Raw genomic sequence first — 24,204 nt, forward strand, 5'->3', positions numbered from 1 at the left:
CACAAAATACAAAATTTAATATGTACTCCATCCTCTTTTAAAAAAATAAATGCCAGCCATCTATAAAAGTAATTTTACCAACCTTTCTAGAAATGACTGACATTCGCTGTTTTAATCAATATTTATCTTTTGATTCTGTTACTGATAAATTTCTACCCTATACTTCATCAGACCGCAATGTTTTATAAACATCTGCAGCAATAAATGCATAGACAGTTTTAAAGTAAGTATCGTCAGCTCCAATTAACCTTTGATAAGCTTCTGTATTCTTCGTGTATTCATCCATTACTCGATCAAGGAACACATCTTTAAACAAACTATTTTCAAACATTTCTTGGCTGTTATTTTTAGCCATATTCACTATTTTCGCATCTCTTACTTCTGTGAATGCCTTGTGCAATGTTTCTACAATTACTCGATCTTGTGGAAAAAATTCATCTGGGAACCGTTCGTTAATTCGGTGAATAATCTCTTCCAATGAATCACGTTCTTCTACTGGCTTTACGTTAGCATTAAATTCTTCAGGGTGCTTTAATTCACCACCCTCTTCACCTTCAGCAACGAGCATGATTTCGCCTTCAAAATCCTTTTGAAGCTTATAATATTCAAGCTTTACTTTATCTGCGATATCCACCTTTTCACGCTTTTCTTTAGGGATAAAATTTAATAAATAACTTGTATAAATGTTTTCTTCTAATAATTCCATATCAAATGTTCGATCTAACTGTGCGACATAGTTATACCATTTTCCGAAGTTACGTAATGTCACCCTGAACTCATATTTTGTATCTTCTGGTAAGTCCTCATACCGCTGAATGACAGGCTTGAATAAACTAGAAATACGACCTAATAAACGCTCATCTTGCTTCTTTTGTGCTTGTTTCACTAGTTTCATCACCTGTGCAATATCATCGTCATTGTACAACGCAAATTTACGTAACTTACTTTGCGTATCATAAATTAAGTTCAAGTTTACTTCTTCTTTTAATATCGTTACTTCATAGAAAGCTTGAAATGCTTCTAATATCTCTTCTTCTGTGTTCACAAAGTCTAAGATAAATGTATCCTTTTTTCCTTGCATTGTTCGATTTAAACGGGATAGTGTCTGCACTGCCTTCACGCCACGTAATTTTTTATCGACAAACATCGTATGAAGTAATGGCTCGTCAAAACCCGTTTGATACTTCTCTGCAACAATTAATATATTAAAGTCATCGCCATGAAATGTTTCTTTTAATTGGTTTTCTTTAATCCGTTCGCCATCTTTCGTTACGTTCATACTCGGTTCTGTATATTCATTGTCATCATCTGTAACAGTACCCGAAAAAGCAACAAGAACATCAAGATCAGTATAACCTTTCTCTTTAATGTAAGCTTTAAACTCCTTCATATATCGAACTGCATGGAGGCGTGAAGGTGTTACAATCATTGCCTTTGCTCTACCACCAATTGCTTTTTTTGTTACTGCTCTAAACTGCTCAATCATTACTTCTGTTTTTTGCCGTAATACCCAAGGGTGGAAAGATTGATACCGGGAAATTGCACGAACGGCTTCTGTTTTCGGTAATTCAGGGTTCTCTTCTATTTCTTTAGCAATACGATAAGAAGTCTTATATGTCATATAGTTTTTTAATACATCTAAAATAAACTCTTCTTCAATCGCTTGTCTCATGCTATAAATATGAAACGGTGCAAAGCTTCCATCAATTTGTTTTGTACCGAACATTTCAATTGTTTTTTCTTTTGGAGTAGCCGTAAATGCAAAGAAACTTAAATTTTGATGCTGTCCTTGAGATAATAACGTATTCACAAGCTGATCTTGTTCATCTAACATTTGATTTTCAATACCTTCTTCAATTTCTTGATACTCTTTTAAGGACGCTTCTTTATCTGCGAGCGCTTGCTTTAATTTTTGCGCGCTACTACCTGTTTGAGAAGAGTGCGCTTCATCGACAAGAATCGCAAATCGTCTTCCTGCCACTTCATCAACTTCATGATAAATCACAGGAAACTTTTGCAGGGTGGTTATAATAATTTTATTTTTATCGTTAATTGCATTTTTCAAGTCTTGAGATGTTCTATTCTCACCAATCGTTTCTACTTGTCCTGTTGTATGTTCGAAACTTGTAATTGTATCTTGTAACTGTCTATCTAGTACTGTTCGATCTGTGACAATTAAAACAGAAGAATAAATTGGATTATTATCTTCGTCATGTAAGGAAGCTAGGTGGTAAGCAAGCCATGCAATACTATTCGATTTTCCTGAACCAGCTGAATGTTGAACGAGATAATTTTTCCCTGTTCCATGATTTTCTACATCTTGTATAAGCTTATTTACAACGTCTAATTGATGATAGCGCGGGAAAATTAAAATATTCTTTTTCACTTCAAAATTCATAAAGCGTTCGACAATATCCATAAACTGATTACGATGTAACACTTGTTCCCACAAGTATGCTGTTGGGTAGCCTTCTTTATTATGTGGATTCCCCTTTCCACCAACTTGTCCTGCTCCATTTGAACCTTGATTAAAAGGTAAGAAGTATGTTTTGTTTTTTTCAGTTTAGTTGTCATGAATACTTCAAAATGGTCAACAGCGAAATAAACTAAGAAGCGCCTATTAAATTGAAATACAATTTCATTCGGTTCTCGATCATTTTCAAACTGTACCTTCGCATGTTCAACATTTTGGCCCGTGTATTGGTTCTTCAATTCTAAAGCGACAAGGGGTATTCCATTGACTGCAAGCACCATATCAATCGTATTACGGTTATTGTTGCTGTAAGCAAACTGACGAATACATTGGAAGTGATTTGCTTCAAACTGCTCGATGTTTTCATAACTTAAAGAAGAAACAGGACGAAAATAAATAACCTTTAAAGTGACACCACGATCTCTAATCCCTTTTCTAAGCACATGTAACAGCCCGTGTGTATTTACTTCTTCAATAAATCGTTTAATAAACTTCGCTTCAGCGTCTTCACGATAAATTCTTACATAACGTTTCCAAACTTTCGGTTGTGTTTCTTGAACAAAAGATAATAGTAAAGAAACATCTAATCCATGTTGCGGATCATAATTTGTATCTTTGAAGGCGACTGATTCCCAGCCGCCTTCATCTATTAAACTTGCTTCAATGTCTTTTTCAAACCGTACTTCTCTATTTTCAAGCATAAAACATACCTCCTTACACTTCTTTTTTACCGGTCACATACTCATAAACAAGTGATTTTTTATACTGTTCGAGGTCTTTGATTACTTTTTCTTTATCAGAAATTAATTTATCGATTCTATTAGTTTGTTCATCTAAATAAGAAACAATTTCTTGTTGTTCATCAACACTAGGTAATATAATAGGAAGCTTTTTTAATAATGGCTGACTTAAAGAAGCTCTAGTTACCAAATTCATTTCTTTTGCGAAAAAGTCTCTAATAAAAGTTGCTTCTAAATAATATCTCGCATATTGAGATGAAAATTCACTTTCTTCATTGGGTCTAAGCCTAATCAAAAAACCGGCAAATGTTGCATGTTCAATATCTGAAAAACAAACTGAGGCCATTCCTACTTCTTCAATAGTTTCTGAAGTACGAGTAAATAGTACGTCACCTTTTTGTATTGAATAATATTCCTGTTCATTTACTGTTGACTTCACTAACCCTTGTACTGTAGATGGAAGTACCCTATTATTATAAACATCGCTATAACTAACAAAAGGATAGCCTTCTCCAAAATGGTCTCCTGATTTACTGATACCGTTTTGTAGTGACCCCAAATAGCCTAGCGGAATGACACTATAGTTTCTTTTGATTTTCCCAATCACTTCAATTCCACTATCTTTCATTTCCACATTGGAATTTAATCCTTTTGTTACTGATTCTGTAATGATGGATTGTTTATATTTCTTCAATTCTTCGATGGATTGCCGTGTTTCGTTTATAACGTTTTTGATATTGTCACTAAACTTATCAATCTTCGCAGCAATATTTTCTTGTTCAACAATATTAGGTACAGGTATTGGAATGTTCTTCATTTTCTCCCATCTTGTAGACCATAAGTCTGCAACAATTCCAGTCCCCCATTTATAGAATTCTTCTGCAAATGAATAGTTTTTCAATAAATACTTAGTGTATTCTTTTGATATTGTATCTGAATGAATTACTGTATTAATTACAGAAACAGATCCATCTGAATAAGCGATACCTGATGACATTTTTCTGTCTGATCTAGAATTAATGACAAAATCGTCTTTAAGAACTAATTTTCTATTATTATGATTGGAGGATTTTGCTGCCGAGTCTAATTGCGGAACTATACCATTTTTGGTCACCGATAACGGTTCATAATCTAAATCTGACACCTTTTCATTTCTATTAATATAGTGTGAACCAATTTTAGACACTACCCAATCCGTGGGTATCTCCCCTAACCAATCAACACCTGAGTCTTTCATTTCTTTAGTCAACATTACTCACATCCTTACCCGATAACGCCTGGAAGTTTGCGACGATTGATTCTTCTAGCATTTTAATACGCTCACTTATGATTTCTGATGACTCTGGCGGCGTATATTTATAAAATAAACGTGTAAACGGAATTTCATAGCCAATTCTATCTTTTTTACGGTCCATCCACGCATCTGGATTAAATGGAAGTACTTCACGCTTAAAGTAAGCATCAATATTCTCTTTTAAAGGAATTTCTTCTGTATCTCTTAGTATCGTATCTGCTACAGGTTTATTTTTCTTTAAAATGATATTTCCTTCTTCGTCACGTTGAGGGCTTTCAACTGTTACACGTGTATAGCCGAACTCTTCATTATCAAAAGTCTTAGATTCTACTAGTCTATCATCTAACTTATACTTTTTGGTATCAAATTCTCCATACGCTTTAACAATTATGTCCCGACATTCATTTGATATATCAACGCGCTTTTCTCCAATATTTTTCCGGCGTTTTTCAAACATCTTAGACGCATCAATTAATTGTACTTTCCCTTCGCGTTCAGGAGATTTATTCTTCGTAATAAGCCATACATACGTAGATATACCTGTGTTGTAAAAAGAATCATTCGGTAATTGTACAATCGCTTCTAACCAATCATTTTCAATAACATATTGACGAATACTACTTTCACCACCGCCAGCATTTCCAGAGAAAAGCGCAGATCCATTATGAATAATCGCCATTCGACCATTCTCTTTTAACTTCGAAATACCGTTAAGTTGGAAGAGTAGTTGCCCATCACTGATTTTCGGCAGCCCAACACCAAAACGTCCATTTTCTCCCAGTTCATGCTCAGCTTTTACTTTCTGCTGATCTCTTTTCCAGTCTGTTCCAAACGGCGGGTTTGAAATACAATAATCGAATTGATATTCCTCAAACTGATCATTTGATAACGTACTCCCTAATGCCATATTGTCTGGATTTCCACCGCGAATCATCGTATCTGCTTTGGCAATCGCATATGTTTCAGGATTCAATTCTTGTCCATATGTTCTAACTTCTGCATCTTTATTAAAATCATGAATACGTTCTTCCATTGCCGATAACATTTGAGATGTTCCCATTGTTTGGTCATAGACCGTCTTCACAACATCTTGTCCCGTCAATGTATCTCTATCTTCTACTAGCAACAAATCTGTCATTAAATAAATAATATCTCGGCTCGTAAAATGCTCTCCCGCTTCTTCGTTATAGCTCTCTGAAAACTTACGGACTAACTCTTCGAATACATATCCCATATCTGTGCTGGTTACTTTGTCTGGTCCTAAATATGATTCGTTTTTATTGAATTCTTGAATAATGTGAAATAGTGCATCATTATCATCTAAAGTGGATACTTCAGTGTCAAATTTAAAGTTTTCTAAAATATCTTGCATGTTTTCCGAGAAACTATTTAAATAAGCTCGAAAATTCGTCTCGATATTCGCAGGATCTGCTAATAACGTATCAAACGTATATACGCTCGTATTGTAAAATGAATAACCTGAAGCTTGTGTCAAAAAGCGATGACGAAATGCTTCGTTCATTTCTTTATGCTGCTCTGATGCTTTCATTACTTTTTCTCTCGTTGGTAATAATGTATCGTGTAAACGCTTTATTACCGTCATAGGTAGTATTACTTTCCCATATTCATGTGGCTTATATAAACCCCTTAAAATATCTGCTACGTTCCATATAAGATTCGCTTGTTTCTGAACGTTTGCTGTTGTTTGGGAATTACGTTTTAATTCGCTCATTTCATCTACTCCTAAATATATAGTTTATTCCATTATCAAATACCTATAGTATACCAGCCACAGGGAATATAGGTTGTAGCTGGTAAATTTAGTATTTACATTTCTGAATAATAATTGACTATCATCGTTTTAATAATTGGGAAAGTCACTTGAATTGCTAATAAAGCATCTTCCTCCGCAGGTTCAACTTCACCTATTTGGTCAATATTGTCCGCGGCATGTATAAAAGCTGACAAGAAATTGTAAAGACCGTTGAATAGCCCTTTCGATTGGTCATTAACCAAATTTCTGCTTTTATCTAGGATAACTGTATTGCCCAATGCCGTGCGCAGCACACTTTGATTTTTCGATTCGTTATTCTTGTCAAGATGTAAGTTTCGCACCTCTGCCAATTTTTAACAATCGTTTCGGTTGTGAGGCGTAGATTTAGAATACAAGTTTTATAGTCGCCTTCTCGAAAGGATTGTAAAGAATCCTCCATGCGCTTTGATATTGGTTTAAATAAGTCCTCATCTTGTTCTAATAGCAGAAACACCTGCTCCTTGGCTTGTACTACCTCTGAAGGAACAATTCTGATAAGTGTTTTACTACTGTCATCAAAACTAAAACCATCTGCCGCCAAAGAGCGAATTAACATATTACGCTCATAAGATCTAAATTCAGTATCATCCTCCAACAATGATTTTGATAAATATTGAATTAGTTCTAATAAGTCGGATTTATTTAAAGCGCCTGAATAAACTGCCTCTCTCATTAAACTTATTTTTTTATTGATACTGTTTGCTTTGGGATTGTCTTCTAATACAACATCAAAATTAAACATTTCTGCTATTTGGGATACCTCAGAATGTGATTGGAAAATATAACCTTCAAACGCCAAAACAATCGACTTTTTGGAGAGTAACATACAATCCTTCCTTTCTAAATTTATTTTAGCAATGTAAAGGATTCACCTAATCCCATAGATTGATAAGCCTCCATAAACCCATCTTGCTTTATGACATTAGCTAAATTTAGTTGCTTCATGTATTCCTTTTTCACTTGTAAGAGATGGTTAGCTATTACATCTTGCTCCTCATAAGATATTTGGGGAATCATTATCTTTTCAATATCTTTTGTACTAAGAACCGTTACCATACTTCCGGTTTGATATGACTTAATGAAGTACTGCCCTACTGGACTATCCAAGAAAAACTTTACAAAGTGCGGATGATATTTGTTTAGATTATTCAATCTCAAGCGTATAAAATTAGCAGAGAATACGATATTCGATTCTACATCTTCTGGTATCACAACAACTCTCGTTTTCCTTGCCCCTCTGCTGGAAATTAATATATCCCCGGCTATCACATTCTGCCCATTTAGCTTTTTTGCGGTAAGAAATGCACCTTTGAGTTGACTAAATATAATTTCTTCTTCTGAATCGATATCGGCTAAATTAATTACTTTGCAATTGCTTTCTGTTGCTTCCGTTTCTTTCGCTGTAATATTCAGACCTCGCTGTAAATCTGCAATATCTCCAATTGGAATGCTGTCTACCTCTTCATAGGCCGACTTTGAAACGACCATTTCACCAAGATCCGTTTCTACCTCAACCTTGTCAAAATAGCGGAATGGTAATAGATTAAATTCATTTTGTTGTACTGTTTCAAGATCTACTAGTGTGCTATAACCTTCCAGTTCTTTATAGTTGTGGTATACATCTACAATTTTATTAATGTTAGTTAATTGTAATAGATTTTTCACTCCCTTTTTACCATATTCATTTTCAGCGTCAATAAAAAAAATTTTATCTTTCATAAATGAATCCTTGGATTTATTGATAACCAATAACGCAACAGGAATACTTGTGTTATTAAACAAATTTGCAGGTAGACCAATAACGGCCTCTACTACATCATCCAAAATAAACTGCTTTCGAATTTCCCCTTCTTGTACTCCTCTAAAAAGTGCGCCATATGGTACTACAATAACCGCTTTTCCAGTTTCATTTAAAGAAGCAATACTATGTGAAATAAAGGCCCAGTCACCAGAGGACTTTCTTGGCACGCCATATAAAAAACGTTGATACTTATCGTCAATTACCTTTTCATATCCCCAGTTCCCTAGACCGAAAGGGGGACTACTAGCAATACCATCAAATGTCTTTAGTTTTCCATTTTCTAACCAAAGCGGGTTGGTAATTGAATTACCACACTTTGTAGATGCTATTATTTTATCTAATCCATGTAAAATAAAATTCATCTTTCCAAGCGCCCAAGCTTCTCGGTTAATCTCTTGACCAAATAATTTCACATTACCATTGTTATCAGCCGCATAGTGATACTGTTCAATTAAAAATTCATTAATTCCCGATGTGCAATCGTATACTTCTCCTTCAAAACGATTCAAGATCTTTATAACTAATTCGCTAATCTCTTTTGGGGTAGATATTTCATCTACATTATCCTTCTCTATAAACATCCCTAAAACTGCTTGGATAAATGCTGTAAAATCAGGATGCTTGGTATTAAGTTGTGATGTTTCATTTATCAAATTTACTAACCTCAACCATATTCCTGGATCCATATCCTTAAAATCAACAAGAGGGAAAATACCTAGTAATGTTGGATTAAGATCTTCAATTGCTTTGAAGGCATTTTCGATGTTGATTTTAAAATTCCCACCATCGCCTTCCAAATTGCCCCATTTCGCATGTTCAGGGATAACATAAGAATATTGATCATTTTCTTCACTAAGTTTTTTTAATGTTAGTAATGAAAAATAGATAGCTTTTGCGTTGTATGATTTCGGACCTCTGGGGAAAAAACCGTAAACTTGCGATACTTGATTATGTGCTAACTTTGTAATGTTTTTTTTGTTTTCATAAGCACTCCCCTCACAAGTGTATGGCTCATACACTTGTTTTGAATTTAATTTTTTTGTCATTTCTACATTTGATCCCTTTAGTAATCTAAAAAAGAGTATAACCCATACACGTTTCATATTCAAGTATGAATCATACACATTTTAAAATATGGATACTTTACAGATTAATCGTAAATAGCCAGTAAAAATCTACAGGTTCCCACTAAAGCTTTCCCAAAGGGTATTTGAGCTAACTCTTGCGAACCGATAATCACTAAAGGTAAATCCACCTCTTAATAAAGGTCAAAATTATAATACAACCCTAGTTGTACACATGAAACGTTAATATATCAAAGCTTAATAATGTATCGTTAAGGTGTACTCTAGCTGAACTGATTTTATCACATTAGCCTTTATTATCTTTATAATCAAAGTGCTTATGCAATATTACCGCATGGCAAACAAAACTAAGTCCTCCTTGAGCAATTTAGAACCAGTTCGTTACAAACACTCTTCTCCCAAATTTCAAAAGCTTTTAAAATATTTATTCTGCAAACAATCTCGATATTTTAAAAGTATATTAAGTATAATCTTGATAATCTAGTAGGTGATTTTATGAGTAAAGCATTTAATCTATTCGATAACTCCCAACACTTGAATGAGACTGGCTTAATTTGCACCTTATCCAAAGTGCATTCAGTTACTATTCCAAAAATAATTAGAAATACATTACAATTAAAAACAGGTGTTGAGGTAACAATTAGTCTGAGAACCAAGTCAAATGATATAGTAATACAAAAAAATAATGGTGATGCTTCTGAAAATAAAATGGTATTAAACAATAGAGGATCTGTCCGGATACCAGCAGAGATTATAAAACTTATGTATCTAAATAAAGGAGATATTTTTAAAATTTACCTAGCAAGCAATAATATATTCATTTTATTGAGAAAACGGTCTTAAAATATTGAACGCAATTAATTAAGTATCCTCCTCCGAGTAATCGCTGATACTTTCAAATTCTTTATTACAAATGAATGATGACAATTGAGTAGGTAACTAGCCATTAAATGACTAGTAGGCCTCTCACATCACCAAGCATACGGTTTACGTACTTGGCGGTTCTATCTTTTAAGTATCGGAGCTCATAAAGTGTGGGTAATTCTTTAATCCCCCTACTTTGTGAGCCCTTTCGTTTGTTATGGAACGATGGACAATCTCATATGTATCCTGAACCAAGGGCTACTAATCATAATACCTAAAAAATTAAAGAAGAATTATTCATAATGGCTGGAGATGAAGTTGCCGTATCCTTGGTAGCCACTTTATTTACTTAGGAAACCTAACTAGTAATATCATTCCAACTAATAAAGACATCTTTTTAATCATGCTCATTATTTATATTTTAACGCACCTCTAATTTAGATGAGTTATTACCAATTTAATACTGAAATATTAAGCTATTATTACAAGTACTTAGTCTGCACACTTACTCCATATTTTCTATTTAAGATTAAGGATAATAACATTTGCATAAAAGGAGTAAAACCACCTATGAAGTTAAAGAACCTTCTTCAAGAAATTAGTACTGCGAGTAAAGTAAATTCTGAGACAGCAAACCTCATTATTAGAGGTATAGCAGACAGTTCAGCTGACGTGTTACATGGCTATATGTTTGTGGCAATTAACGGGTTCAATCAAGATGGTCACCAATTTATCCTGGAAGCTATTGAAAAAGGTGCATGTTTAATAGTAGGTGAATCAGAAATTTCCGATTTAACTGTACCTTACATACAAGTTGAGAATAGTAGAAAAGCTTTGGGGATCATTGCAAATAAATTTTATGGCAATCCTTCAAACCAAAAGCTAATGATCGGTATTACAGGGACGAATGGAAAAACAACGACAAGTTATATCCTGAAACATATCTTAGAAAGTAATGGAAAGTCATGTTCATTAATTGGAACAATACAAAATGTTATCAATGGCCGGGTTAAGAAGAGCGCCAACACTACTCCAAGCTCATTAGATTTACATAAATTAATAGCGGAAAGTAAGGATGAGGTAGTCATCGTGGAAGTTTCCTCACACGGGTTATCCCAACATAGAGTACAGGGCATCACATTTGATTTTTGCCTGTTTACGAACCTTGAACATGAACACTTAGATTACCACCTTTCGATGGAAGATTATTTTCAAACAAAAATGTTATTGTTTGACCATTTAAAAGAAGCTGGACAAGCCATTGTTAACACAGATAATCATTGGGGTAAAAGACTGGCTAAAGTCTTACAGGGAAAGGGAATTAACGTAAATTCTATTGGTCAATCTACTAATAATAAAGTGAGGATACTTTATTTTAACGTCAAAAACTCTACCATTTTCCTTGAAGATGGAGATGAATTAAACCTTATTTTTTCACCTATGCATGGGATTCACAATATGTATAATACCTTGATGGCCTATGTTAGTGCTAGACTAGTGGGTCTTAGTGAGGATTCCATTATTGAATCCGTTTCAAATTTCCAAGGTGTAGAGGGGCGTTTTGAAAAAACTAAACTTTCTAATGGCGCTACCATCGTAGTCGACTATGCCCATACCGCAGAAGCTATTTTAAACTGCTTAACAACTGCAAAACGGTACGGCGCGGAGAGAGTAATCCACATATTCGGCTTCCGGGGCGATAGGGACCAGAGTAAAAGACAAGAAATGTTGACAGTAACCTCTGGCACAAGCGATCAATATATTTTGACCCTAGATGATTTAAATTCTGTTCCCCAAAGTGAAATGATAGAAATGCTAGACAGCTTAAACAACCTCTATGGAAATGAAAGAGGACTCATCATTCCCGATCGAACCCTAGCCATAAAGTGGGCTATAGAACATAGCAATCCAGATGATTGGATCATTGTTACCGGGAAAGGCCAAGAAATATACCAGCAAAATTACCGGTTGCAAACGAATTCTGATAAAGACACCGTTTTGTATATTACTAATAAGAAAAAACATTCTTGGAGTAGTTAAATATGAGAAAAATCACAATAATCATCACAGTTTTAGTTGCCATAAACTCTTTGTATGTATCAAAAGCCTTCGCAGAATCCAGTCCTTCTCTCCCAACTGTAGCAAGTGAGGCTGCTATTTTACTAGAGGCAAATTCAGGTCAGATTCTTTATGATAAAAACGCCAATTCTCAAATGTATCCTGCAAGTGTGACGAAAATTGCTACAGCGATCTATGCAATCGAAACGGGTAACCTGAATGACATTGTAACGATTAGCAGTAATGCCAGCGCCAGAAATGTAGAAGGTACCACCGTTTTCTTGGAAAAGGGAGAAAAAGTACCATTGAAGAAGCTGATTCAAGGCTTATTAATCAATTCAGGCAATGATGCGGGTGTAGCAATTGCTGAGCATTTAAGTGGCAGTGAGGAGCAGTTTTCTAAGGACATAAATACCTATCTTAAAAACGTTATTGGCGTCCGGAATACTAACTTTGAAAACCCGCATGGTCTTTTTAATTCAGAGCATCGTACCACTGCAGAAGATTTAGCGAAAATAACACGGTATGCCATGAAAAATGAGACCTTTGGGAAAATATTTGGAACAAAGGAATTAGAATGGGATGGGCAAACATGGGACACAACCATACTTACCCACCACAAATTAGTTAAAGAGGAAATACCTTATGAAGGTGTAACAGGCGGGAAAAATGGCTTTGTCAATCAATCCGGCTATACATTAGCTACTACAGCAGAGCGAGATGGTTTAAGCTTAATCGTAATTACCTTAAAAGGCAGCATGAAAAATGATGCGTATAATGACACGATCAAGTTACTAGACTATGGATTTGAGAATTACAGAACATCCATTATCCCAAAAGGAACTAAATTTATGGTAGAAGATCAAGAATATATAGCCTCTGAGAAAATAGCTTATACTCATCCAAAGAATGAACAACTAAGTAAAGAAATAAACGAGGATGGAACCCTGGAAATCATTACTCAAGATGGAGTAGTAACAGCTTCTTATCAGTTAAAGAAAGTTCTAAATGAAACACATAATGTTAAAACTGAATTAAAAAACAAATCTACTAATGAAGTAAAATTTGAATCAATTTTTGGTCACCTTAATCCATATCTAGCATATTTTTCTATAGCCTCTCTACTAAGCATAATTGGTATATTCTACCGTCAAAAAATATAATCCTTAAGAAAGATAAAATGAAAATGCGAGCTCAATAATTTATTGAGCTGCTTTTCATTTTATCTTTCCTTACTTATATTACAAAAATTATTTTTTATATTTTTGAACTTAGAATAGGAAGATGCCGCAAGCAAATAATAACCTCCCTATGAACATGAATAGAAAAACAATTCCAGATGTTAATTTCTCATATGTTTAGGCATTGATAGTGATACCCTAGTTACTGAGCATTTACTTCTATTGCACCCTCGTAAAGTTCTTTAAATACTTCTGAAAATGCATCAACAGTGTTACTTAATTCATCTTTGTTGTTATCTATACCACCTACTTCAACCAAGATCGACCTATTAGAAATATCCTGATTATATACGCCATTGCCTTCGGCCCTCGTTTTTAAGTAAACCCCTTTACTTAACCCAGGATAACTTTCTTCAAGCTTTTCGTGGATTTCTTTTGCAAACATTAAATTCTCTTCATAATTTTCATGTTCTTGCCCCACCACAAAATATAGCCTTGCATAGTTTTTACCATTAATAGTTGAAGTTGTACTTTCTTTCCTTGCGGAATCTCTATGAATGTCAATATAGTATGAGATACTTTTACTCTGTGATGAAGCAGTCTCAACAATTTCCCGCGACAAGGTATATGAATCAGTGTAATCCCATCCCTTATCGTGTAATGCTTGCGCAATATTTGAATTCTCGTGCAGAGTAGTTATTCCATATTCACCCAATTTTTCACTTAACATCTTACCAACAAGTACTACATTTTCTTTGTTATCTGTGCTAGAAGAATCACTTGGCTTAACATCCTTATGGATTAAAGGTAGGTATCCTTCCCAACTATGAGAATGATAAATAAAAACAGAAGGATCTTTGCTGGTAATAATCTCTTCATTATCCGATTTTTCACTATTCGGTTCATTTTCCTTGTTGATATTTGAGTTATCCTCTTTTAGTAATTCATCAAAATCCGGCGCAGGAGATTCCTGAGGGAGATTCGAATAATCTGAGCCCTCTCCTGCAATATAAATTTTAGTATTTGCACTGTTAAATCCTGGAACCTCATGCAAAAGTAATGTTGATAAATTATTAGTTCTAATTCCGGTTATTTTCTCAAAAGCTAAATTAGATATAGAAGGTATTTCCAATTCTCGTTTAAGAAAATCTTTAAATCGAGGAATTTCTTCTCCTAATATAAGAAGAAGTGCGTCTGTAATAGTTTCTGAATTTGAAATTCCTATATAATCTCGATATTGGAAAATGTTAGCTTTCATACTAGGTGTATTAACTACTAATAATATTACCGAAATTATAGAAAAAAGAAAACCAAGTACTAGTACTAGAAAATTCGTATTTTTTTCTCCCTAACCTTGGTTTTCATCCATAAATCACCTCTAGTTGATTCTATGGAATTGCGAATAAAATTAGAAGTTTCATATCTAAAAATTTAATTTAAATTTTGATAACGTAATATGATAGCAACAAAAATATGTATATTGTCCTTTCTATGAAGCAACTTGCATAAATAGGTTGTTTCATTTTTTATATAGAAGTAAATTTAAAAAATGGTGAAGAAATAATTATTTTTTCTTCACCATTTTTGGGTTCATTTTTAAATAAGATAGGGTTTAAACTAATTCTCCTACTACACTTTCTTTTATCCTAGCGCCACATCTAGAATCATCATTACAGTAAAACCAATCATTAAACTCATAGAAGCAAGGTCCCTGTTGCCTTCTTCATGGGAACCGGGAATCACTTCTTCTGCCACAACAAAAATCATTGCTCCAGCCGCAAAGCTTAGGGCATATGGCAAAATTGGTTCGACAAAGGAAACTGCCAGCACTCCAATAACTGCCGAAATTGGTTCTACCATCCCTGAAGACTGACCGTATAGAAAACTCCTTTTACGAGACATTCCATCCCTTAAAAGTGGCATGGAAACAGCTACACCTTCTGGAAGGTTTTGAATACCAATTCCAATTGCTAATGCAATAGCCCCGGCTATGGATGCAGAGGGAGATCCAGTGGCTACAGCTCCGAAAGCAACACCTACTGCCAAGCCTTCCGGTATGTTGTGCAGGGTTATAGCAAGTACAAGCAATGTACTTCTTTTCCTTTTTCTCGGCTGAATTCCTTCAGCCTGATCTATAGGAGTGTTAGGGTGAAGGTGTGGGAGTAGCTTATCAATTCCCCACAGGAAAATTCCTCCTAGCATAAAACCAACTGCTGCCGGTACCCAAGCCGGTACCCGGCCTCCCTCCGCCATCTCTAAAGCAGGAGATAAGAGAGACCAGAAGCTTGCAGCAATCATTACTCCGCCCGCAAAACCTAACATCCCATCCAATAGTTTCTGATTAAATGATTTAGTGGTAAATACCAATGCTGCTCCTAGTGCAGTCATTCCCCAGGTAAATAAAGTTGCTAATAGTGCTTGAATTAAAGGATCAAGCCCTAGAAAGAAATCAACCATTTCTCTTCCCTCCCAAAATATTTTTTCTTTATTTTATGCCCTGCATCTTAAATGTTTCCTATATACAACTAATTTAACCTTAGATAACTTACCTGTCAAAAATATTGATTTGGTATTTATAGGTTTCTCTTCTTTTACTCTTATTATTTTTGACAAAATAAAAAAGCAAACTAGTTTAGCATTGGTTTGCTTTTCCATTTTTAAGATGATATTACTTCAATTATTCCAAACATCCCTGACTCTACATGCCCTGGGATAGTGCAAGTAAAACGGTATTTTCCAGGAGTTAATGGAGTAAATGAAATTTCCTGTTTTTCTCCTGCCATACTATGAACATGAACTATAGTATTATCTTTTTGGTGGATATGTGAAGTACCCGATTCCATCATTTCTGTTATCATTCCTTTTATTTCCAAATCATGTTCTACTTCCCCGATATTATCTAAAGTTATCGTTACCCTTTCTCCTGCCATTATCTTTGTATGGCTTGGAGAGAAAGAATATTCATCAGCTTGTATCACTAGGTTGTTCGCACTCATACTGTGATTGTTGTTACTGTTTTTTAGTGAATGTGAGGATGGAATTAATGACCCCAACTGATTATATCCGACAATAAATAGGACAAATAATATAATCATGACGAGGGGATGATTTACTAGTGCCTTGCTTTTTATAAATTCCTGTTGCATCATTTGATACAAAATTATAATCATTCCAATGAATAACAAAAACATGACCCTTATTAAAGTATCCTGGTGCTCGGTAGCAATCATCTCTCCCAGCATCGCACCCATCATCCCACCCATCATCCCCGCTAATGCACCGTCTAAAATCGCCATCAAACCAATCGGTAAACCTGCAAGGAAGCCGGCTGCAATTCCAATTATCATCGCCAATAAAGTGGAGGAAAACAGATCGCCTGCCAGTAAAATGCCAAGTATTACCCCAATGGTTAACCCAACAACCATTCCCAATACCATCGAAATCATCATTCCAGTCATAACCGTTATTTTCTTTCGGTGATAGATGGTATTCCATATAATCCATATCGTTAAAATAAAGATACCTATTAATGTAACATATAGTGAATTTGGCATCTATAATTCCCCTTTATGAATCTTGTCCTAATGGTTCATTATATGAGGAATAAAAACGTTCATTCATGGGAAATCATTTTCATCAAATTTATTTATCACGCGGCTCTCATATTTCTTTGTTTGTCACAGTAAATTCCTACTTAATGCAAATATTCTCGATACTTTGATTGTAGACTTGCGATATACGAGGAGGAAAAAGAGATGAAAAAAATTACTATTCTAACCGTTATTATAGGAATTATCTTTTTAGCTGCATGTTCCCAACAATCTACAGATTCACAGGCTTTAGATAATTCGGTTGAAGGAGATAATACTTCCATAGAAGAATCTTCCTCACAAGAAGTAGTACATGTAAAAACAGAAGACACCGAAGGAAAAAAAGTTAACGAGTTTAATTTAATTGCTCAGGTATCCGAGTGGAACTTAAGTCCAGAAAATAAAATAACTGCTTGGACTTATAACGGTACTGTTCCAGGTGATGAAATACGTGTTAAAGAAGGAGAAGTAGTGAAAGTTAACTTAACGAATGAATTGGAAGAACCTGTTTCTATTCATTGGCACGGTATCTCCGTTCCAAATAAACAAGACGGGATCCCGGGTGTTACACAAGATGCCGTTGTACCCGGTGAAACATACACGTATGAATTTGTTGCAAATGATCCAGGCACTTATTGGTATCATTCGCATCAAAATGGTGTAGAGCAACTAGATAAGGGTCTTTATGGCACAATTATTGTAGAATCAGCTGAAGACGAGAACTACGATCGAGATTATACCCTGATGCTTGATGAGTGGGAATCCGGAAATCATAGTGAAGCTGATGCGAGTGAGATGGAAGACATGGAAGGAATGGACATGGATGAAATGGACCATGACAGCATGGATATGGAAGGTATGGATATGAATGGCACAGGTCAAGACCCAATGATGGGGCATGACATGTCCTCCTATGATATTTATACCATTAACGGAAAAACATACGAAGAAAACGAACCGTTAAGTGTTAAAGAAGGAGAAACCGTCAAACTTAGATTTGTCAATGCGGGCTATATGGCTCACCAGATCCAAATTCCGGTAGACTATAAAGTTACCCATCTTGACGGGCAAAAGGTGAATAATCCCCAAATTGTGAATGGATCTTTGTTCGAGGTTGCTCCCGGGGAACGTGTCGATGTGGAATTTATTGCTGATGGCAGTGGTGATTTCACGATTGATTGCCATGGTGAAATGGAAGCATCCCAAGATATGCAATTGGATGTTGTCTATGAAGATGGAAATGGGAAAAAAACGGAACATAATTCATCACCAGACTTGATAGATATCACGAAGCTTGGTGAAAAAACAGAGTCACAGTTCTCTTTAGACGACGAGTATGATGTGTCCTATGAGATGGATCTAGCCACTGAGATGAACGCCGATGCCGAAATGGGAATGGTATGGTCAATTAATGGTGAAACATTTCCAAACGTTCCACCATTAGAAGTTAACAAGGGAGATAAGGTCAAAGTAACACTGACAAATAACAGTATGGATCAAGCATATCATCCGATGCACCTTCATGGTCATTTCTTCCAGGTATTAAGTAAAAATGGAGAGAAACTGGAAGGTTCTCCAATCATCAAAGATACACTAAATGTAAAATACGGAGAAACATACGAGGTAGCATTCGTTGCGGATAATCCAGGAAACTGGTTATTCCACTGTCATGATTTGCACCATGCTTCTAACGGAATGGTGACTACTGTTAACTATAATAACTTTGAGGAATTTTATAATGATACTGGAGAAGTTGATAACCAACCAGAATAACAACAAAACATATCTAGAAGTTATACTTGGAGGCTCTATCTTCTACGTTAACCTGTGATATTTGATATAAAAATGCAAAAGGAAACTGTCACCAAGTCGCACTGGCACAGTTTCCTTTTGTCATTCTCAATTCTCAGAAGACTTTAGAATCCTGAAAAACCAAACCATCCGGCTAAGAAGGCAGTTAGCTTAGTCATCCAATCAAAGAATAGTGCAATTCCCATGAAAATCATAATGTACCCACCAAATTTAATTATCCGGACACTATGTTTTTTAATCCACTTTAATCTACCAATAAAGAATGATAATACAAGAAATGGAATAGAGAATCCTAATATATAACTAATCATCATTATCATACCAATATCTGGATTGGTTGCAGCTAACGATAAAACTATAGCAAGTATGGGACCAGTACAGGGTGTCCACCCTAATGCAAATGCCATCCCTATAAGAAAAGAACCAAAAAATCCTCCGGGGCGATTTTTAAATTTGATCTTTTTATCCTGCATTAGGAACTTAAAGTTAAATACTCCCACAATGACCAGACCAAAGAAAATAATTAAAACTGCACCAATTTGCCTTATAGAATCTTGATAGATTAATAAAAATTCAGATATAAATGATGTTGTAAAACCAATCATGATAAAGATACTTGAAAATCCAATTAAAAAGAAAATGGTATGTAAAAGTGCCCTTTTATTCATCCATTTGTTTTCCTCTTTTATCTCACTAACACTCATTCCAGTTATATAAGATAAGAACGCTGGATATAACGGTAAAGTACAAGGTGAAATAAATGATAAAAAACCAGCACCAAAAGCTAAAAATATGTTTATTTCATTCAAAACTTATCCTCCATTTCTAAAATTATTGCCTATTGTTTTGGTAAGATATCATTCAGATAACCTTCAAGACTCTCCAATGATAGTGCCCCATTTACAATTTCTTCTATTTCTCCATCAGGATTTATAAAAAAGGTACTTGGTATGGGACCGACTTTGTATAGGTCTGTGATTTCTCCAGTTTTGTCGTGCGGAATCGGAAATGTTAAATCATACTTATCGATGAAACGATCGACGACAAGCTCTGTGCCGTCAAGACTTATAGCAACAATTTCAATACCTTTCTCTTTGTATTCCGGATAGAGTTCCTGCATATATGGCATCTCTGATTCACATGGCTTGCACCAAGTAGCCCAGAAATTCAACATGACACCTTTCCCCTCTAAATCACTCAATTGTATTGTTTCAGCATCATTGTTATTACTAATCTGATTTAATTGGAAGTCAGGAGCTTTATCACCCACGCTATAAACAGTATTATCCGCCTGCAAATTTGAGACAAGTGCTACTACAACCGCACCCATTAATACAGCTAAAATGGCCGTTCTAAAAATTAAGCGATTTCTTTTTTTGTTTTTCTTGTTTTTCTTGATTTGTTCCAAACTCATATAAGTACCTCCTCATAGCCAAATGATAAGAAAAGACAATCAAAAAACGTCTGAATGTTTGGTGACTAAATAGTTGGTATTTCTTAGTACACACCATACAACCATAGGACAATAATGTGCAGAAACTGTGAAGAAAGGCATACAATTACTATAATGCAGAATTAAAAAGCTGATTTCCAATTAAGGAAATCAGCTTTTTATATTTTTTATATTAGGCGACTACATCATAACCTTATTCTTCTACTCGCGCATTGAATCTACTGTTACTTTAGATTCATCGTGCGAAAACTTTTACATTTCCTGTAACTTAGGTCTACTTCAACAGATGATACTCTTTCTAATTATTTCAGAGCATCTTCCAGCGACATTTTGCAGTGGTCACATGTCATCCCTCTTACATATATCGCCCTTTTATATGATTAATACAAATATTACGGACAACTACATTATTTTTAGTTTGTAGTTTATTCCACCTTTATCTGCCCCATCATGCCGTTGTCTTCATGTTCAAGAATATGGCAATGGAACATATACACGCCCTTATGCTTAAATTGTACAGCTATTTTAACTGTCTCATCTGCTTCTACGGAAATAGTATCTTTCCATCCTTGTTCATTTTCCGGTGGTTCTTCTCCATTTCTGGAAAGTATTTTAAATTGAGCTCCGTGTATGTGGAATGGATGGATCATTCCCCCCATCTCATCCGGTTTATTGTATATTTCCCATACTTCTGTAACGCCTTGCTCTTGTGTAAAATCAATTCTTTCTGGGTCAAATTTCTTTCCATTTATCGTAACCTGGTCCATCATCCCAAAAAGTTCCACCTTTTTTGTAACTGGCAAGTTCATCTCTTCTTCTGTTATTGAAAAATCATTCATCTCTTCAGGAATGCTGCTATTCTCTCCACTTTGATCAGAAACCTCAAACGGTAAAAGGATCGATCCATCCTCCTCATTTATTAAAGCCAACTCTTCTTCTGTGTTAAGCTGTGAAAAATCAATAACTATTTCCGCCCGTTCAGATGGGGTCAGTGTAATTTCATTCAGAGTCACCGGTTCATTCAAGAAACCTCCATCCGTTGCAATATGCACAAAGGAATCCCCTGTATTCAATTTAAATGTGTAATTCCTCGCATTAGACCCATTTAATAGACGAAGACGAACCTTCTCTTTGTTTACAGTCAACTTCGGATTTAATGTCCCATTAATCAATGACGTATCACCGATTGTTCCATCCTCGTTCATTGCAGCACTGTAATTCAATTGTTTCTTATCATCAAATGTTTTATCTTGGAAAATCAAGGGAATATCATTCTTTCCATACTCATTTGGTAATCCGAGACTCTTTGAATTGTCATCTTCGATATAAATCAATCCTGCAAGTCCATTGTATACCTGTTCAGAAGTTTTCCCTTCTGGATGGGGATGGAACCATAGCGTTGACGCTTCTTGTGTCACTTCGAATTCGATCAACTCTTCTTCACCCGGCTTTAAAGAATTATGTGGTCCACCGTCTGCTTCCCCAGACACTTCTAGTCCATGCCAATGAAAGGTTGTCTCTTCATCTAGCTCATTTATCGTTCTAATTTTCACCGTATCACCTTTTTCAAATTGAATCACCGGTCCTAAAAACGACCCATTGTACCCATACGTTTTCGTTTTAGTACCATCAAATATTTCAGTCTCTCCTTTTTGTGCTCGAACAGTGTATACAACTTCTTCTTCATTATCGCTTCCAAGCACGGAAGGTATTTTCAATTCTTTTTCCCCGGTTGAGTCATTTAAACTTACCACCTCATCATGACTCATATGACCATTCTCCATTGCATCATCATCCATATCCATAGTTGAATGATCCATTCCTTCTTCCATTGAATCAGATTCTTCTTCATTCATGTTCATATTTTCACTTGACTCTTGTTCCATTTCTGAGTTTTCTTGAGCTGTGGATTCATCATTCCCTGCACAAGCCGATAAAACAAGTGCTGTCAATAAAGAAATTAAACCTATTAATAATATTTTTCTTTTCATAAACCATAACTCCCATTAAGTGAATTTTTACATATTAATCAATCTTTAAAAGCTAAGCATTAATAGCATAAATGATGGTATTAAGCGACATAATAAGTGCCCCAATTGCTGATTTAATAATGATTCCTAAATCTATTATCACACCAGCAGCTAAAGGTATGGCAACAATGCTATATCCAGCAGCCTACACTACTAAGCCTTCGAGAAGTGGCTTTAGATAATTTGAGAATATTTAATATATTGTTTGGAGAAATATTCATTAAGACGACATTTAGCTGTTTCACTGGCAACATCTATACCAGCACCTGTCGCAATACCAAAGTCGATTTCAGCAATGCTAAAGAAACTTTTGATTCATCATATTTTTACTTTCTACTAAGTTAGGCATTAGCCAATTTTATTTGATTCAAGAATTATATTTTTATTCATCGGAACCTTTTCATCACTTGAACTAGGACAATCTTGATACATTTGCTCCATTTGTTGTTCATCCATATTTGGGTGCATTACCTACTTGAATGGTAGAATTGCCTTATAACTCCACCCTTTGTCTGATCCATTACTAGCATATACTGCGTTAACCTAACCCTAAAACCAAATCAGCAACTATACCTAAAGATGTTAACTTCTTTTTCATTAATGCCTCCCTTTCGTTAGATATTTAACGCCCATTAATTTATAGTTTATTGTCCTTATGATGTAACTATATATTAAGATTTTCGAGAATTTATCAAGAAAAAGAAAATATTTGACGAAACGGAAAATACTTTGAAGTTTTCAACTTGACGATAAATCTTTAATCCAGTATGGGACTACAAATATAAAATAATTTTGTGCAGAAACGGTTTAAATGTACAATTTAACTCAAATGGGCTATTACTTTTCTGTTCCGGAAACCAACTAGAACGTTAAAAGTTTAACCCTCTAGCTTATTTCAGGAACACAACTTACTTTTCGTTATTCATTTAAACATTTAATAGACAAAAAGATTCCATTAAAATAGGTATCAACTTTCAAAACAGATAAGTTTGACTGTTTTATTAGTTCTAAGGTATCTCTGTTCAAATGACATCCATCACAAGTTTTTTTCCATAATGGCGTTAATATATCCTGTGTTTTTCCCAAGATTGCTTGATCTAGTCTTACATGCTCAAAGAATAATATTTTCGCATTAGGTTTACTAACTCGTTGAATTTCCTGAAGAGCCTTTGTCGGTTCTGGAATGGTACAAAAAACAAGTGTGGCTACAACTGAATCAAATGTATTATCTGCAAATGGCAGCTTTTCCGCTTTGACCTGATAGATTTGTATGGGGATACGTGTTCCCACCATCCGTTTAAGGGCTCGTTCCTTCATCAAAGGGTTCGGTTCGATTGCATCTACCTGTGTTGCATTCTGATAATGAGGAAAGTTCACCCCTGTACCTGAACCAACCTCCAACACCCTTCCTGTCGCTTGGTTTACAAGTGTTTTCCGTATTTTCTTAAATTTAGTTTTTTCGAGTGGTCTCATTGCCATGTCATAAATAGATGGAAACCATTTTCCCATTCTTTTTTCACCTCACCTAAGGAAGGAAATTCTCCAGAACTGGACATTACTAAGACATATTATCTTGTGAATTAGAGGTTGAATCTTCGCTTGTATCTGATGTCGTCTAAGTGAATGATGCAAACGAGCATGCAATGGCACCATCCGTAACAGCTTCTACTGTATATCATAGGCTGACTTTGGCTAATGATTGGGCATTATTAATGCAACCCCCATGGCTACTTTTTCCCACCTTGCTTTAATATAAAAGCTGATTTCCATAACAGGAAACCAGCTTTTTCATTTTTATATTTAGGCACTAACATCGTAGCCTTGATCTTCAACAGCTTCTTTCATATTATCCAATGAAACTTTTGATTCATCATAAGTAACATCTACTTTACCAGAGCCCAAATCAACTTCTGCAGCAGTTACTCCGTCTAATTTTTCTAGAGCACCTTCCACTGACATTTTACAGTGGCCACATGTCATACCTTGTACATCTAAGGTTTTTGTTTGCAT

At 35.1% G+C, this 24,204-nt stretch carries 16 protein-coding genes and 1 pseudogene; 4 read left to right on the forward strand and 13 right to left on the reverse strand.

Annotation, left to right across the window (positions count from 1 at the left end; all coding sequences use genetic code 11):
- Positions 1-157 precede the first annotated feature (157 nt).
- The 5 genes and pseudogenes from OMHG_RS09645 to OMHG_RS09670 form a co-directional block, all read right to left on the reverse strand.
- A pseudogene (locus OMHG_RS09645) lies at positions 158-3,174 on the reverse strand (type I restriction endonuclease subunit R).
- Between the two features lie 13 nt (positions 3,175-3,187).
- Entirely contained in the window at positions 3,188-4,465 is a 1,278-nt protein-coding gene (locus OMHG_RS09650; RefSeq protein ID WP_010650440.1) for a restriction endonuclease subunit S, read from the reverse strand.
- Positions 4,455-6,239, reverse strand: a complete 1,785-nt coding sequence (locus OMHG_RS09655) for a type I restriction-modification system subunit M (protein WP_010650442.1) — start codon at positions 6,237-6,239, stop codon at positions 4,455-4,457. The genes OMHG_RS09650 and OMHG_RS09655 overlap by 11 nt, the downstream gene beginning before the upstream one ends.
- 298 nt (positions 6,240-6,537) lie before the next feature.
- Positions 6,538-7,119 carry a hypothetical protein gene (locus OMHG_RS09665; RefSeq protein WP_147629042.1) on the reverse strand — a complete coding sequence of 194 codons (582 nt, stop codon included), beginning with the start codon at positions 7,117-7,119 and terminating at the stop codon, positions 6,538-6,540.
- Between the two features lie 47 nt (positions 7,120-7,166).
- Positions 7,167-9,167 carry an N-6 DNA methylase gene (locus OMHG_RS09670; protein WP_010650448.1) on the reverse strand — a complete coding sequence of 667 codons (2,001 nt, stop codon included), beginning with the start codon at positions 9,165-9,167 and terminating at the stop codon, positions 7,167-7,169.
- Positions 9,168-9,701: 534 nt separating this feature from the next.
- Here OMHG_RS09670 and OMHG_RS09675 point away from each other — a divergent pair.
- The 3 genes from OMHG_RS09675 (at position 9,702) to OMHG_RS09685 (ending at position 13,291) form a co-directional block, all read left to right on the forward strand.
- Positions 9,702-10,049 carry a hypothetical protein gene (locus OMHG_RS09675; RefSeq protein ID WP_010650449.1) on the forward strand — a complete coding sequence of 116 codons (348 nt, stop codon included), beginning with the start codon at positions 9,702-9,704 and terminating at the stop codon, positions 10,047-10,049.
- A 591-nt stretch (positions 10,050-10,640) separates the two neighbouring features.
- Positions 10,641-12,110: a UDP-N-acetylmuramoyl-L-alanyl-D-glutamate--2,6-diaminopimelate ligase gene (locus OMHG_RS09680; RefSeq protein ID WP_010650451.1), complete on the forward strand. Its 1,470-nt coding sequence runs from the start codon at positions 10,641-10,643 to the stop codon at positions 12,108-12,110.
- 2 nt (positions 12,111-12,112) lie between these two features.
- Positions 12,113-13,291, forward strand: a complete 1,179-nt coding sequence (locus tag OMHG_RS09685; protein ID WP_010650455.1) for a D-alanyl-D-alanine carboxypeptidase family protein — start codon at positions 12,113-12,115, stop codon at positions 13,289-13,291.
- Between the two features lie 220 nt (positions 13,292-13,511).
- Here OMHG_RS09685 and spoIIP read toward each other — a convergent pair whose 3' ends face one another.
- The 3 genes from spoIIP to OMHG_RS09700 form a co-directional block, all read right to left on the reverse strand.
- Positions 13,512-14,567 (reverse strand): stage II sporulation protein P, encoded by a 1,056-nt coding sequence (spoIIP, locus tag OMHG_RS09690; protein WP_010650456.1) that lies wholly within the window; start codon positions 14,565-14,567, stop codon positions 13,512-13,514.
- Between the two features lie 383 nt (positions 14,568-14,950).
- Complete coding sequence (locus tag OMHG_RS09695; protein WP_010650458.1) at positions 14,951-15,766, reverse strand: ZIP family metal transporter; 816 nt, start codon at positions 15,764-15,766, stop codon at positions 14,951-14,953.
- A 200-nt stretch (positions 15,767-15,966) separates the two neighbouring features.
- Positions 15,967-16,863: a cupredoxin domain-containing protein gene (locus OMHG_RS09700; RefSeq protein WP_010650459.1), complete on the reverse strand. Its 897-nt coding sequence runs from the start codon at positions 16,861-16,863 to the stop codon at positions 15,967-15,969.
- A 201-nt stretch (positions 16,864-17,064) separates the two neighbouring features.
- Here OMHG_RS09700 and OMHG_RS09705 point away from each other — a divergent pair, with 201 nt between their 5' ends.
- On the forward strand, positions 17,065-18,672 hold the full coding sequence (locus OMHG_RS09705) for a multicopper oxidase family protein (protein ID WP_010650461.1): 1,608 nt from the start codon (positions 17,065-17,067) through the stop codon (positions 18,670-18,672).
- 143 nt (positions 18,673-18,815) lie between these two features.
- On the opposite strand, the gene OMHG_RS09710 is transcribed toward OMHG_RS09705, so the two are convergent.
- The 5 genes from OMHG_RS09710 to copZ form a co-directional block, all read right to left on the reverse strand.
- Entirely contained in the window at positions 18,816-19,520 is a 705-nt protein-coding gene (locus OMHG_RS09710) for a cytochrome c biogenesis CcdA family protein (protein ID WP_010650463.1), read from the reverse strand.
- A 29-nt stretch (positions 19,521-19,549) separates the two neighbouring features.
- Positions 19,550-20,125: a thiol-disulfide oxidoreductase ResA gene (resA, locus tag OMHG_RS09715; protein ID WP_010650464.1), complete on the reverse strand. Its 576-nt coding sequence runs from the start codon at positions 20,123-20,125 to the stop codon at positions 19,550-19,552.
- A gap of 464 nt (positions 20,126-20,589) precedes the next feature.
- Positions 20,590-22,155 (reverse strand): multicopper oxidase family protein, encoded by a 1,566-nt coding sequence (locus OMHG_RS09720; protein WP_010650466.1) that lies wholly within the window; start codon positions 22,153-22,155, stop codon positions 20,590-20,592.
- A 957-nt stretch (positions 22,156-23,112) separates the two neighbouring features.
- Complete coding sequence (locus tag OMHG_RS09725) at positions 23,113-23,703, reverse strand: class I SAM-dependent methyltransferase (protein WP_010650469.1); 591 nt, start codon at positions 23,701-23,703, stop codon at positions 23,113-23,115.
- 291 nt (positions 23,704-23,994) lie between these two features.
- Positions 23,995-24,204 (reverse strand): copper chaperone CopZ, encoded by a 210-nt coding sequence (copZ, locus tag OMHG_RS09730; RefSeq protein ID WP_010650470.1) that lies wholly within the window; start codon positions 24,202-24,204, stop codon positions 23,995-23,997.

The organism is Oceanobacillus massiliensis str. N'diop, assembly GCF_000285495.1.
In the GTDB taxonomy this organism is placed as follows: Bacteria; Bacillota; Bacilli; order Bacillales; family Amphibacillaceae; genus Oceanobacillus; species Oceanobacillus massiliensis.